This window comes from Pseudomonas sp. NBRC 111140, from assembly GCF_001320885.1.
GTDB classification, from domain to species: Bacteria; Pseudomonadota; Gammaproteobacteria; order Pseudomonadales; family Pseudomonadaceae; genus Aquipseudomonas; species Aquipseudomonas putida_P.
In genome coordinates, this window is record NZ_BCBQ01000021.1 from 11,514 (window position 1) to 24,502 (window position 12,989).

Annotated in this window: 13 protein-coding genes; 4 read left to right on the forward strand and 9 right to left on the reverse strand. The window is 63.6% G+C overall.

Annotated elements, in window-relative coordinates:
* Positions 1–91 precede the first annotated feature (91 nt).
* Positions 92–1,879, reverse strand: a complete 1,788-nt coding sequence (locus APH42_RS09290; RefSeq protein WP_060493193.1) for a monovalent cation:proton antiporter-2 (CPA2) family protein — start codon at positions 1,877–1,879, stop codon at positions 92–94.
* Between the two features lie 175 nt (positions 1,880–2,054).
* Positions 2,055–3,587: a YifB family Mg chelatase-like AAA ATPase gene (locus tag APH42_RS09295; protein ID WP_256098736.1), complete on the reverse strand. Its 1,533-nt coding sequence runs from the start codon at positions 3,585–3,587 to the stop codon at positions 2,055–2,057.
* Between the two features lie 215 nt (positions 3,588–3,802).
* On the opposite strand from APH42_RS09295, the gene APH42_RS09300 reads away from it, so the two are divergent.
* Positions 3,803–5,797: a DUF4034 domain-containing protein gene (locus APH42_RS09300; protein WP_060493195.1), complete on the forward strand. Its 1,995-nt coding sequence runs from the start codon at positions 3,803–3,805 to the stop codon at positions 5,795–5,797.
* Between the two features lie 29 nt (positions 5,798–5,826).
* Here APH42_RS09300 and APH42_RS09305 read toward each other — a convergent pair whose 3' ends face one another.
* Genes APH42_RS09305 through APH42_RS09315 form a run of 3 tightly spaced genes read right to left on the reverse strand, consistent with a single transcriptional unit; the run spans position 5,827 to position 6,908 of the window.
* Positions 5,827–6,255, reverse strand: coding sequence for a molybdopterin-binding protein (locus APH42_RS09305; RefSeq protein WP_012274787.1), 429 nt, complete (start codon positions 6,253–6,255; stop codon positions 5,827–5,829).
* A 38-nt stretch (positions 6,256–6,293) separates the two neighbouring features.
* The gene (locus tag APH42_RS09310) at positions 6,294–6,647 is read right to left on the reverse strand and encodes a gamma-glutamylcyclotransferase family protein (RefSeq protein ID WP_060493196.1); all 354 of its coding nucleotides are present in this window, start codon (positions 6,645–6,647) and stop codon (positions 6,294–6,296) included.
* Positions 6,648–6,908 carry an accessory factor UbiK family protein gene (locus APH42_RS09315; protein ID WP_041166618.1) on the reverse strand — a complete coding sequence of 87 codons (261 nt, stop codon included), beginning with the start codon at positions 6,906–6,908 and terminating at the stop codon, positions 6,648–6,650.
* A gap of 372 nt (positions 6,909–7,280) precedes the next feature.
* On the opposite strand from APH42_RS09315, the gene glnK reads away from it, so the two are divergent.
* The 3 genes from glnK to sutA all read left to right on the forward strand — a co-directional run bounded on the left by glnK (position 7,281) and on the right by sutA (position 9,756).
* The gene (gene glnK / locus APH42_RS09320; RefSeq protein WP_002555808.1) at positions 7,281–7,619 is read left to right on the forward strand and encodes a P-II family nitrogen regulator; all 339 of its coding nucleotides are present in this window, start codon (positions 7,281–7,283) and stop codon (positions 7,617–7,619) included.
* Positions 7,620–7,665: 46 nt separating this feature from the next.
* Positions 7,666–8,997 (forward strand): ammonium transporter, encoded by a 1,332-nt coding sequence (locus tag APH42_RS09325; protein WP_016712640.1) that lies wholly within the window; start codon positions 7,666–7,668, stop codon positions 8,995–8,997.
* Between the two features lie 429 nt (positions 8,998–9,426).
* Positions 9,427–9,756, forward strand: coding sequence for a transcriptional regulator SutA (gene sutA, locus APH42_RS09330; RefSeq protein WP_011536349.1), 330 nt, complete (start codon positions 9,427–9,429; stop codon positions 9,754–9,756).
* Between the two features lie 84 nt (positions 9,757–9,840).
* On the opposite strand, the gene APH42_RS09335 is transcribed toward sutA, so the two are convergent.
* The 4 genes from APH42_RS09335 to dapF are packed head-to-tail and all read right to left on the reverse strand — an operon-like array spanning position 9,841 to position 12,986.
* A complete protein-coding gene (locus APH42_RS09335; RefSeq protein ID WP_012274783.1) occupies positions 9,841–10,536 on the reverse strand; it encodes an HAD family hydrolase in 696 nt (231 codons plus the stop codon).
* Complete coding sequence (gene xerC / locus APH42_RS09340) at positions 10,533–11,432, reverse strand: tyrosine recombinase XerC (protein WP_012274782.1); 900 nt, start codon at positions 11,430–11,432, stop codon at positions 10,533–10,535. Before xerC ends, APH42_RS09335 begins: the two co-directional genes overlap by 4 nt.
* Positions 11,432–12,142, reverse strand: a complete 711-nt coding sequence (locus tag APH42_RS09345) for a DUF484 family protein (protein ID WP_012274781.1) — start codon at positions 12,140–12,142, stop codon at positions 11,432–11,434. Before APH42_RS09345 ends, xerC begins: the two co-directional genes overlap by 1 nt.
* Positions 12,143–12,155: 13 nt before the next feature.
* Entirely contained in the window at positions 12,156–12,986 is an 831-nt protein-coding gene (gene dapF, locus APH42_RS09350; RefSeq protein ID WP_060493197.1) for a diaminopimelate epimerase, read from the reverse strand.
* Positions 12,987–12,989: the final 3 nt, after the last annotated feature.

A 12,989-nucleotide genomic window follows, 5' to 3' on the forward strand; every position in this document is an offset into this window, starting at 1 on the left:
GTAGGATCTTGCTGAGAATCGGACGATTCCGTGATGGTTTCTTGGGTGCGCGTAATGGCGCCACAACCCTCAAGGCGTACGACAAAGGCCCTCAATCCGCATCCGAATCAAACAACCGCGCCAGCTCCACCCGCGCCTCCTTGGCCGTCTGCATCACCTTGGCCCGGTCATCGCGCACATGCCCCTGGGCCACCAGCACTTCTTCGTCATGTTGGGTAAACCGCGCAATACGGTCCGCCGCCTGTTCATCGCTCAAGCCCAACCCCACCAGCGCCCGGCGGGTCATTTCCAGGCTGGAGTAGAACGTCTCGCGAATCGGCTCGGCGCCTGCATCCACCAACTTGTGCACATGCTGGCGGTTACGTGCCCGGGCGAGCACTTTAAGGTGTGGGTACAGGCGTTTCACCCGTTCGGCGGTATGAATGGCAGCTTCAGGGTCATCGATGGTGATGATGAAGTACTCCGCTTCACCCACCTTGGCGGCGTGCAGCACCTCGGGGCGCAGGGGGTCGCCGTAGAACACCGGCACCTGTTCGAACATGCGGGTCATCTCGATGGTGTCCACCGAGGTTTCCAGGGCAATGAACGGGATCTTCTGCGCACGCAGGATGCGCGCGACGATCTGGCCCATGCGGCCCATGCCGACGATCACCACCCGCGGCGTATCCGTCTGGATCTGCTTGTACTGCTCGGGCACTTCACGCGCCGGTTGCGGGCGTTTGAGGGCGCGGGCGCAGCCCAGCATCAGCATCGGGGTAATGGCCATCGACAGGGTGATGGTCATCAGCAGCAGGTCGTAGGTCTGGGTGTCGAACAGGCCCTGGTCCTTGCCCAGCTTGAACACCACGAAGGCGAACTCGCCACCCGCCGCCAGCACCATGCCCAGGCGCAGGGCGCTGGCGCTGTTCAGGCCACCAACCATTCGGCCGACGCCTATCAGCAGCACCAGCTTTACCGCCACCAGCAGCAGGGTCAGGCCCAGCACCACCAGCGGCATGTCCAGCAGCAGGCGAAGGTTGGCGCCCATGCCCACGCTGATGAAGAACAGCCCCAGCAGCAGGCCCTTGAACGGCTCGATCTGCGATTCCAGCTCGTGGCGATATTCCGAATCGGCCAGCAGCAGGCCGGCGAGGAAGGCGCCAAGGGCCATGGAAATGCCGGCTTCTTCCATCAGCCAGGCCGTGCCGATCACCACCAGCAGCGCGGTGGCGGTGGACACTTCCGGCAGGCCGGTGCGGGCCACGGTGCGGAACACCGGGCGCAGCAGGTAGCGGCCGCCGATGATCACCACGGCGATGCTGGCGAACACCTTGAGGCCGTGTTGCAGGCTGTCGCCGTGACTGGTGTCCGGGCCACTGGCGGCCAGCAGCGGCACCAGGGCGATAAGCGGTATGGCGGCGATGTCCTGGAACAACAGGATGGCGAATGCCAGGCGGCCGTGCGGGGCGTTGAGCTGCTTGCTCTCAGCCAGGCTCTGCAGGCCAAGGGCGGTGGAGGATAGCGCCAGGCCCAGGCCGAGCACGATGGCAGCCGGCAGTGTCTGGCTGAAGCCGAACAGGGCGATGGCACCGATCAGCGCGCCGGTCAGCAGCACCTGGGCAGTACCGACACCGAACACCGACTTGCGCATCAGCCACAAGCGCTTGGGCGACAGTTCCAGGCCGATGATGAACAGCAGCAGCACCACCCCCAGCTCGGAAATGTGCGCCACGCTTTCGGTGTCGCGGATCAAACCCAGCGCTTGCGGGCCGATGACCACGCCGGCCAGCAGGTAACCGAGCACGGCACCCAGTTGCAGGCGCTTGGCCAGCGGGACAGCGAGGACGGCGGCAAGCAGGAAAATCACCGCGGTTTGCAGAAGGCTGCCTTCGTGTGGCATTGGCTCGTACTCCATGAGCTGCCGGGGCAGCGTTTGAACAGTTTGGCCGACGATTCTGGGGCTTGGAGTGGGGGCAGACAATCTGCTACCAGGGAGAAACATTGTCCTGATAAAAGAGACGATAGCGGTGGCCAGCGATCAATTGGCGAGCAGCCATGGGCCGCACAAGGCGAATCTAACCGCTCCCTGGTCGGTATTGCAGGGCCTCGGCCAGATGCGGCCGGCCAATCGTCTCACAACACTCCAGGTCCGCCAGTGTCCGCGCCACTTTCAACAACCGGTGTGCCGATCGCAACGACAAGGTCAGCCGCTCGCAGGCCCCTTCCAGCCAGGCCTGGTCCGCCGGCGCCAACCCGCAGTGGCGGCGCAAGCCCTCGAGATCGAGAAAAGCATTCGCACACCCTTGCCGCTTGTGCTGCACCGCGCGCGCCTGGGCCACTTTGGCCGCCACATCGGCACTGGGCTCACCGCAGGGTTGGTTGTTCAGCGTAGTGCTCTCGCGGGCCACGGTCAGGTGCAGGTCGATGCGGTCCAGCAGTGGTCCGGACAGCTTGTTGCGATACCGTGCGATCTGCTCGGTGCTGCAGCGGCAGCGGCCGGTGGGGTCGCCCAGGTAGCCGCAAGGGCACGGGTTCATCGCCGCCACCAGTTGGAAGCGCGCTGGGAAGCGCACCTTGTCGCGGGCCCGGGCAATCACGATTTCGCCCGACTCGAGCGGCTCGCGCAGCACCTCCAGCACGCGCCGCTCGAACTCTGGCAGCTCATCCAGAAACAGTACGCCGTGATGGGCCAGGGTTATTTCGCCTGGTTGCGGTCGGCTGCTGCCCCCGACCAGCGCCGGGCCGGAGGCGGAGTGATGAGGGTGGCGGAACGGCCGCTGCGGCCAGCTGTTCAGCGGTGCATGCCCGCTGATTGACTGGATTGCCGCCACTTCGAGCGCCTCGTGCTCGTCCAGCGGCGGCAGCAGCCCCGGCAAGCGGCTGGCAAGCAACGTTTTACCGGTGCCGGGAGGCCCGGTGAACAGCAGGTTGTGTGCCCCGGCGGCCGCCAGCAACAGGGCACGCTTGGCCGCCAGCTGCCCCTGCACTTCACTCAGGTCCGGGTAAGGCCGTTGCTGCAGGATCAGGCCGTTGGCAGCATACGGCGGCAGCGGCACCTGGCCATTCAGGTGGGCGACCAGCTCCAACAGGTGCCCCACCGCATACACCACCAGCCCGCCTGCCAGGCTGGCTTCCTCGGCATTCTCCCGTGGTACTACCAGTGCCCGGCCTGCCTCGCGCGCCGCCAGTGCCGCCGGCAGCACACCCTGCACCGGGCGCAGTTTGCCAGACAGCGCCAGTTCGCCCAGGCACTCGACCTCGGTAAGGGCGGCAACCGGCACCTGGCCGTCGGCGGCGAGGATGCCCAAGGCAATGGCCAGGTCGTAACGCCCGCCATCCTTGGGCAGGTCGGCGGGCGCGAGGTTTTGGGTAATGCGACGCTGCGGGTAGTTCAGCCCGGAATTGACGATGGCACTGCGCACCCGGTCCTTGCTTTCCTTGACCGTGGTTTCCGGCAGGCCGACTAGGGTGAGATGGGGCAAGCCATTGGCCAGGTGGGTTTCGACACTGACTGCTGGAGCCTGCACGCCCACTTGGGCGCGGCTGTGGACGAGTGCTAGGGACATGGACACTCCGTTGTCACTGGAAAGGGCCGCTTCCTGCGGCAGGTGCAAAGGATAGCCAGCACTGCCACGGCAGGCGCAACAACTATGCGTCCTGGTATTTCAGGGCAGTGTTTTTCCCTGTGTTTCGATGCCGTCCGGCAAAAATGGATCCAATAGACTTTGCGCAGTCGCCAGGTATGGCTTAGTGTTGTTGGGCAATTGCAGTTGCCATGGGATGGCACCGCGTCTTTTTTCAAATGGACTTGAGGTATTGCGCCGTGCAAACGCTTACCCGCACGCGCCAGGTAATCCGCGAACTGGTACAGGCCAGTGCATTCGTTGAACTCAACCGCTTTTTCGACAGCCTTGAGGCACGGTGGCGCCAAGCCCCGTTCGGCGAGTTCCCGGCCTACCTGGCTGCCATCGAAGGGCACATGCTGGTCGACCTGGAAAACCAGGGTGACAGGGCCCTGAGCCAAGCGCTCAAAGCCTGGATTGACGCCTGCCCCAAGGCGTACCACCCACAAGTGGTCATGGGCATGCATTGCTTCCACCGAGCCTGCCAGGTGCAGGGGGGCGGCCAACGCAACGCTGCCCGCGTGCTGGCCGTCGAGCAAATGTGTGAAACCGCAACCGCGCACCTGTTGCGTGCAATGGACCGGTCTGCACAACCCGTGGCCGCGGCCATTGGCATGCTGCGTATCAGTGCGCAGCTGCGCGAGCCTGGCTGGTTGATCGAACTGTTTCAGGGGCATCCAGCGCGTTACAGGCCCAGTGCCCATGCTGATGTGGAAGTGCAGGAAGCCGCAGCGCCCTTGCTGGTGAAGCATGGGGTATTCCCCCTGGCTGAGCTGCCACAGGCGTTGCCGCCTTGCCTGGGCAGGCGGGTCGATCATGAAAACGAAGACCCCCGCTATTACTGGCTGCGCCATGCACTGGTCGCTCGCCCTGGATGCTTCGAAGCGATTCAGGCCATTGCCGTTTACCTGCAGCCCCGCTGGGGTGGCAGGATCGATGCGCTTGAGCTTTTGGCCAATGGCCCGTTGTGTTCAACCTGGGACGAAAGCTTGCGCAATGCGCTGCGCTGGATGGCCGTCGAATGCAGGCTGATGCTGCCGCATGCCAACCCGTTGCAGGCCGTCGCCGAATGGCAGCCGGTGTTCGAAAGCTGGTCACAACGCCCGAAAAGGCCCCGAGAAAGCGCGGTCGTGCTGGCCTGGCGGGGGGCGCTGCGCAGCCGTGCAGTGCAAGACCATGCCGGCGCAATGCGCGATTTTGCCGCGAGCTTTGCGTGCAATACCGACCACGGCGCCATCCGTGCCATGGGCGAGCCATTTCGCTGCCTGGTCGAACTGATACTGCGCAAAGGCATGACGGATGAGAAACACCTGTTGCGCAGCGCCATCGAGCGGTTGTGTGAAGGCCGCTCCCATGCGGGCGCCTGTGCATTGCGCGCTGCCGGGCACCGGTTCGGGCTGTGGGGGCTGCCACGCTCGGTCGAGCAGGCAAGGCTTTGGTCGCAGCGGGCGGTGAAACGCCAGTGCGCGGGTCAAGCACCGGGGCTCGAGGTGCTCGAGGTGGCGAAGTTGCTGTGGGCAGCCAACCGGCATGAAGTGGCCTGCTACCTGTATGAACGCTGCGCCGAACTGAACCTGCCTGGGGCCGCCCTGGGCCTGTACGAGCTGCACAATGGCGGCTTGGCCAACACACCGGCGCATTACCTGGATGATGAGGCAGCCGAGTACTGGCTGCAGCGCGCGGTGGAAGCGGGCAGCCGGCAGGCCAAGTACAACCTGGCCTGCCTGCGCATGGATGGCGATGAGGACCTGAGTGAGCGCAGTGCCATGCTGGCCGTCAGGCAGCTGCTGGTCGACGCGCTGGGCAATGCGCAGACCAATGCCCGTGCACGTTTGCACCTGGGGATTTTGTTGCGTCAGTTTGGTGAAGCACAGGAGCGAGCCGAGGCAGTTACCTACCTGCTGAGCCTGGTGGAGTACCCGGACCCTTGGATTGCCGGGCGTGCCAGCGCCGAACTGGGGCTGGCGTGGATGCAGGGCCGCGGCACCCGCAAGCAGAGCCGCTTTGCCGCCATCGAATGGGCCAACCGGGCGGCCAGATTACAGCCGGGGGATACGGCCATCGAGGATATCCAGGCCGAGATCCTCAATTCGCACAACCGGGTGAAGACGTTGTTTACCCAGTGTGGCGCGGCATTGTTCCGCGGCACCTTGCATGCCAGCGAGTTGCCACCGAAACAGGCCTGTATGAATTAGACCGGGGCTGCAAAGCAGCCCCCTCTCATTCAGGGCTTGGCGCCAAGGATGATGTGCGAGGCCTTGATCAGCGCGGTGGCCTTCACGCCTGGCGCCAGCCCCAGCTCCTGCACGGCTTCGCGGGTGACGATGGCATACACCTCGGTGCCACCGGCCAGCTTCAGCACTACCTCGGCGTTCACAGCACCATCGCCAACCCGTACCACTTCACCTTCCAGGGCATTACGGGCCGACAGCTTGTAACCGGCAGCGTCAGTCAGCAGCACCACCCAAGGCGCCTTGACCAGCGCCACGGCGTCTTTACCGACATTGATGTTGAGGTTATGCAGGCTGGCCATGGTGACCACTGCCACCAGTTTTTCACCACCACCGAGGGTCAGCTCGACTTCGGCATTGACCGCACCGGGCTGAACTTGGGTGACTTTGCCTTCGAAAACATTGCGTGCGCTGACTTTCATGGGGAAACGCTCCGTGTAACAACCCGCGCCCGAGGGATTCAGGCGCGCACATAAACCCAGGCAGTCAGGCCCGAGGCGAGGGTGACGGCGACGCGCTTGTAGTCGGCGACTTCATAGCGGTCCGCCGCCGCCAGCTCTTCTTCGCTGATCTGGAAGACCATCCCGGCCACGCTGTCGTCGGCCTGGCTGCTGGGGGAAACGATGGGGTGATGGGGCTTGCCGCTGGCGGCCAGTACGCCCGGGTCGGTGATCTCGACCCAGTCCTGGCGGTAGCCAAGCATACGGTCGGCCTGGCCGCTCAGCTCACGGCCGAAGTTGGCCAGTTGCACGGCTTTGTCCTGCAATGTGCCGTAGGAAAACAGCAGTACCGGGTATGCGCTGGAGGGCTGCATTCACTCACCTTGTGGGTTCAGCCGTGCTTCCAGCTCGGCTACTTGTTTTTCCAGTGCTTCCAGGCGCGCGCGGGTGCGCGCCAGCACGACCATCTGGCTGTCGAATTCGTCGCGGCTGACCAAGTCCAGCTTGCTGAAGGCACCTTGCATCAGCACCTTGAACTGGCTTTCCAGTTCTGCACGGGGCTGGGCGGTATCGTTGCTGAACAGGCGCGAGGCTTGATCGCTCAGGGCATCGAGAAGGGCTTTTGGCGCGAGCATGGGGCGGTCCACTGAAACTGAAAGTGGTCGGCAGTGTAGCACGGGCCATTCAGCCACTCAGGCTCGCTCCCCCTGCACATTTTTCGCGCAGTACGCCCTGCCAGCGCGCACCGATATTGTGCATGTTTTCCATACTGGCGACTGGCCAATCCCGACTGTTTCACATAACCCACTGTTTTCCGGTGCTTTGCCGGAACTGGCAAGGTTTCTGCAAAGACCTGAACGAGCCATGCACTGATGCAGTTCCTTGTGACCGGGCAGTGCGCACGCGGAGCCGTATACCGACGACGCGTTACAAAGCCAAGCGCTGCGCTTAGACTTGAGACGGGTTTGTTTTCCTGGGGCAAGTCCACCAAATCGGGAGAGAGTTTCATGAAGCTAGTCACAGCCATCATCAAGCCGTTCAAGCTGGACGACGTGCGCGAGTCGCTGTCGGAAATCGGCGTGCAGGGCATCACCGTCACCGAAGTCAAAGGCTTCGGTCGGCAGAAGGGCCACACCGAGCTGTATCGCGGTGCTGAATATGTGGTCGATTTCCTGCCCAAGGTGAAGATCGATGTCGCCATCGATGACAAGGACCTTGATCGGGTAATCGAAGCCATCACCAAGGCAGCCAACACCGGCAAGATCGGTGACGGCAAGATTTTCGTGGTGAATCTGGAGCAGGCAATCCGTATCCGTACCGGCGAAACCGATACCGACGCGATCTAAGCAGCAAAAAAGCCTCACCAAACCCAACGCCCCAGGAGAAAACAACATGACTCTGCGTAAGATCGCAGGGCTAGGAGCCCTATTGTCCCTCGTAATGCCCGGGCTTGCCCTGGCAGAGGAAGCTGCCCCAGCGCTGAACTCCGGCGATACCGCCTGGATGCTGACCGCAACGGCGCTGGTGCTGTTCATGACCATTCCGGGCCTGGCCCTGTTCTATGGCGGCATGGTGCGTTCCAAGAACGTGCTGTCGGTGATGATGCAGTGCTTTGCAATCACCGGCCTGATGAGCATTCTCTGGGTCGTTTACGGCTACAGCATGGCCTTCGATACCACCGGTATGGAAAAGGGCGTGCTCAACTTCAACTCCTTCGTTGGCGGTTTCTCCAAAGCCTTTCTCAGCGGCGTGACGCCCGAGAACTTGACCTCGGCCACCGCGCTGTTCCCTGAAGCGGTATTCATCACCTTCCAGATGACATTTGCCATCATCACCCCGGCGCTGATCGTCGGTGCCTTCGCCGAGCGCATGAAGTTCTCCGCGATGCTGGTGTTCATGGGTATCTGGTTCACCCTGGTGTATGCGCCTATCGCGCACATGGTGTGGAGTGGTGACGGCGCACTGATGTGGGACTGGGGCGTGCTGGACTTCGCTGGCGGCACCGTGGTGCACATCAACGCCGGTATCGCAGGCCTGGTCTGCTGCCTGGTGTTGGGCAAGCGCAAAGGCTACCCGACCACGCCGATGGCCCCGCACAACCTGGGCTATACCCTGATGGGCGCGGCCATGCTGTGGATCGGCTGGTTCGGCTTCAACGCAGGCTCCGCCGCTGCGGCCAACGGCACCGCCGGCATGGCCATGCTGGTCACCCAGATCGCCACTGCCGCTGCGGCACTGGGCTGGATGTTCGCCGAGTGGATCGGCCACGGTAAACCCAGTGCCCTGGGCATCGCCTCGGGTGTGGTTGCCGGCCTGGTCGCCATTACCCCGGCTGCAGGCACCGTGGGCCCGATGGGCGCTCTGGTGATTGGCCTGGCGTCGGGTGTGATCTGCTACTTCTGTGCCACCACCCTCAAGCGCAAGCTGGGCTATGACGACTCGCTGGACGCTTTCGGCGTGCACGGAATCGGCGGCATCATCGGCGCCATCCTCACCGGCGTGTTCGCAGCCCCTGCACTGGGCGGCTTCGGTACCGTCACCGACATCGGCATGCAGGTCTGGATCCAGGCCAAGGGCGTGATCTTCACCGTGGTGTACACCGCCATCGTCACCTACGTGATCCTCAAGGTGCTGGATGTGGTGATGGGCCTGCGGGTCAACGAAGAAGAAGAGTCGGTCGGCCTCGACCTGGCTCAGCACAACGAACGCGGCTACAACCTGTAACTGCGACGCGGTAAAAATTTGCCCGGCTTGCCGGGCATTTTTTTGTCAGATTTTCAGCATTTCGCGCTCGGCAAACGGTTTATTCGACACGTTCGCGACGTAGGTAAAAAACTTACAAGTCGTAGGGCGTTTATGGAGCTTTGCTTTTTCCACGGGCGCGCTAGAATGCGCGCCGAAGGGTGTTTGACGTGTAGTCCACACACTTCGCCAGCCTTTGCTAGGCTTGCCAATAGCGTGTGGCCAGCAGGGGTTAATGGATTTGTCAGGTCCTGCCAGGAGCAGGGCCTGCTGGGTGCCGCCTCCCATCAGGAGTGCCGACCCAAGGGCAGTGGCCTAACCCACGGCCAGTTGAATTTTCACTGGTGGCTGCCGGTCTACGGCTGCACTGGTCTATAACTAACCTGCTTTTCGCAAGTCATGAGGTAGAACATGAGCGACGACGATCTGGAAAATGATGACCTCGAAGTAGGCGACGAAGACGAGGCTGATGAAGGCCTCGAAGCGGCGGCTGACGACGGCGCCGAAGATGCTGGCGATGACGACAGCAGCCCGGCACCCGCTGCCAAGGGCAAATCCAAGGCGGCGGTCTCGGTAGACGAGATGCCGAGCATGGAAGCCAAGCAGAAAGAGCGTGATGCCCTGGCCAAGGCGATGGAAGAGTTCCTTTCGCGCGGTGGCAAGGTGCAGGAAGTCGAGGCCAACGTGGTCGCCGACCCGCCCAAGAAGCCGGACAACAAGTACGGCAGCCGCCCTATCTGAGTGGCTGATCGCAAAAAAGCCCGCCGTCGCTGCGGGCTTTTTTGTGCCTGTTGTTCAGAACAGGTTGCTGTGCAGGCCGGGCCTTCAACGCCAGCGCGAAAGGATGTCGGGCAGCTGCGACAGGCGCTGGATCTCGGCATCCGGTGCCTGTTCGCCCGCCCATGCCTTACCCTGTGGGTTGAACCATACCGCACGCAGACCGGCGCGCTGGGCGCCAGCGATGTCATCGCCGGGGTGATCGCCAATGTGCACCGCCGCGCTGGCTTCCGATTCTCCACGGCGTAGGGCTTCCAGAAACGGCGCCGGGTCCGGCTTGCCGATACCGAGGTCCTCAGCGCACAGGGCAAAGCGGAAGTAGTCCGCCAGCCCCAGCCGGCTCACATCGGCGTTGCCGTTGGTGACCACGCCCAGGGTGTAGTGGTGGCGCAGAATCTCCAGCACCGGTTGCACTTCGGGGAAGATCTCCACCTGATGGCGGGCATGCAGGAATACTTCGAAACCTTCGTTGGCCAGTTCCTGCGCATGTTTCTCGCTGTAGCCGACCTCTTCCAAGGCATGGAACAGCACGCGCCGGCGCAGGGCGCTGATGCGGTGCTTGAGGCCGGGCTCGGCTTGTACCAGGCGCTCGCGGATGGCGAACAGGTGCTCCACCGGCACGCCGCCAAGGATCGGGGCGTTGGCTTCGAGCCAGTCGCGCAGCACGACTTCGGCAGTGGCAATCACTGGCGCGGTGTCCCACAGGGTATCGTCCAGGTCGAAGGTGATCAGCTTGATGCTCATGAGTCATTGCCCTTGCTGCGTTTGGCCCGAGGGTGGGCGCTGTCATACACCGCGGCCAGGTGCTGGAAGTCCAGGTGGGTGTAGATCTGCGTGGTGCTGATGTCGGCATGGCCGAGCAGCTCTTGCACCGCACGCAGGTCCTGGGACGATTCCAGCACATGGCTGGCGAAGGAATGGCGAAGCATGTGCGGGTGCAGGTGCTGGCCCAGCTCGCGCTCACCGGCGGCCTTTACCCGCAGCCGGACGGCCTGGGGGCTGATGCGGTTGCCCTGGCGGGTAATGAACACCGCGCGGTCGCGCGGGTTGCCAATGCCGCGCAGGCGGTACCACGCCTGCAGCGCCTCGCGCGCCTTGCGGCCAACAGGCAGTACGCGGGCCTTGCCGCCCTTGCCCAGTACCTGTACCAGGCCGGCGGCGAGGTCGAGGTGATCGAGGTCGAGGTTGGTCAGCTCGGACAGGCGCAGGCCCGACGAATAGAACAGCTCAAGGATCGCCTGGTCGCGTCGGGCGATGAAGTCGTCGTCGACGCCGCCATCGAGCAATTGCAGAGCGCGGTCGGTGTCCAGCACCTTGGGCAAGCGGCGCTCACCCTTGGGCGCGCTCAGGCCGGTGGCTGGGTCGTGCTGGCACAGGCCTTCGCGGTTGAGGTAGCGGTACAGGCCGCGCACGGCCGACAGTAGCCGCGCCAGGCTGCGCGAAGACTGGCCATGGTGGTGCAGGCGGGCGATCAGCTGGCGCAGTTGCTGGATCTGCAGCGCCTGCCAGTCGGCAATCCCGTGTTCCTTGCAGTAGGCGATGACCTTGTCCAGGTCACGGCGGTAGCCCAGCAAGGTGTGCTCCGATACCTGGCGCTCGTTGCGCAGGTGTGCGCAATAAGCCTCCAGCTGGCGTTCCATCAGCGTACCGAGCGCAGGGTCTGGGTAACGCGTGGCACAACGCGGCCGAGTACTTCGGCGATGTAGCCGAGGAACAGGGTGCCGACGCTGCTCTTGTAGTGTTGCGGGTCGCGGCTGCCGATGGCCAGCACCCCATGCAGCCCCTGGTACTCAAGGGTGGCCACGGCACTGGAGCCTACTTCCCGGCGCTGTTCCTCGCCGAACAGGAAGGCCAGCTCGTGCTCGCGCAGGTTGCCGCTGACCGTCTTGCCGCCGCCCAGCAGGGCGCCGATGGCCTGCTGGGCCTCGGCGTTGCTGACCCAGCGCCCGACCGGCGCGACGTTGTCGCCGAACAGGATCAAGCTGACGAAGGGCACCTGGAACTCCTGACGCAGGCTGTCTTCGACCGCCATGACCACGTCTTCCAGGCTGCCGGCATCCAGCAGGTCAAGGATCAGCCGGCGGGTCTTGTCGAACAGCCGGTCGTTGTCGCGGGCCACGTCCATCAGTTGCGACAGACGATGGCGCATTTCGATGTTGCGGTCACGCAGCAGCTTGAGCTGGCGCTCCACCAGCGACACGCTGTCACCACGCTGGTGCGGGATGTGCTGTTCGATCAGCAGCTCGTCGTGCTCGGCGAAGAAGGTGGGGTGGGCGCGCAGGTAGGCGACCACCGCTTCGGCATCGAGTTCGGTGGACTGCTTGGGTACAACCTTGGGCTGATCGGTCATGGCGGTTACTCGCTTAGAGACGAACCTGTCCTTCGTAGACGCGTACGGCCGGGCCGGTCATCACTACGGGCTTGCCGGGGCCGGCCCATTCGATGTGCAGGCGCCCGCCGGGCAGGTCGAGGGACACCGGAGAGTCCATCCAGCCCTGACTGATGGCTGCCACGGCTGCGGCGCAGGCGCCGGTGCCGCAGGCCTGGGTTTCGCCCGCGCCGCGTTCCCACACGCGCAAGTTGGCGCGGTGGCGGTCGATGACCTGGATGAAGCCGGCATTCACCCGCTGCGGGAAGCGTGGGTGGTTTTCGATCTTCGGGCCCAGCTCATGCACGGGGGCAGTACGCACGTCGTCGACACGCAGCACGGCGTGCGGGTTACCCATGGACACGGCGGCAATCGAATGCAGCTGGCCGTCGACTTCCAGTGGGTAGCTCAGCGCCTGTGCGTCGGCGACGAAGGGGATTTCGGCAGGGATGAAGCGCGGCGGGCCCATGTCGACACTCACCTGGCCGTCGTTCTGCACGTCCAGCACGATGATGCCGCTCTTGGTTTCCACACGAATGCGCTTTTTCGCAGTCAGGCGCTTGTCCAGCACGAAGCGGGCGAAACAACGGGCACCGTTGCCACATTGCTCGACCTCGGAGCCGTCGGCATTGAAGATGCGGTAGCGGAAGTCCACTTCCGGGTTGTTCGGCGCCTCGACGATCAGCAATTGGTCGAAGCCGATGCCGGTATGGCGATCACCCCATTGCTTGGCGTGCTTGGGCTGGATATGCGCGTGCTGGCTGACCAGGTCGAGGACCATGAAGTCATTGCCCAGCCCATGCATCTTGGTAAAACGCAGCAGCATGGG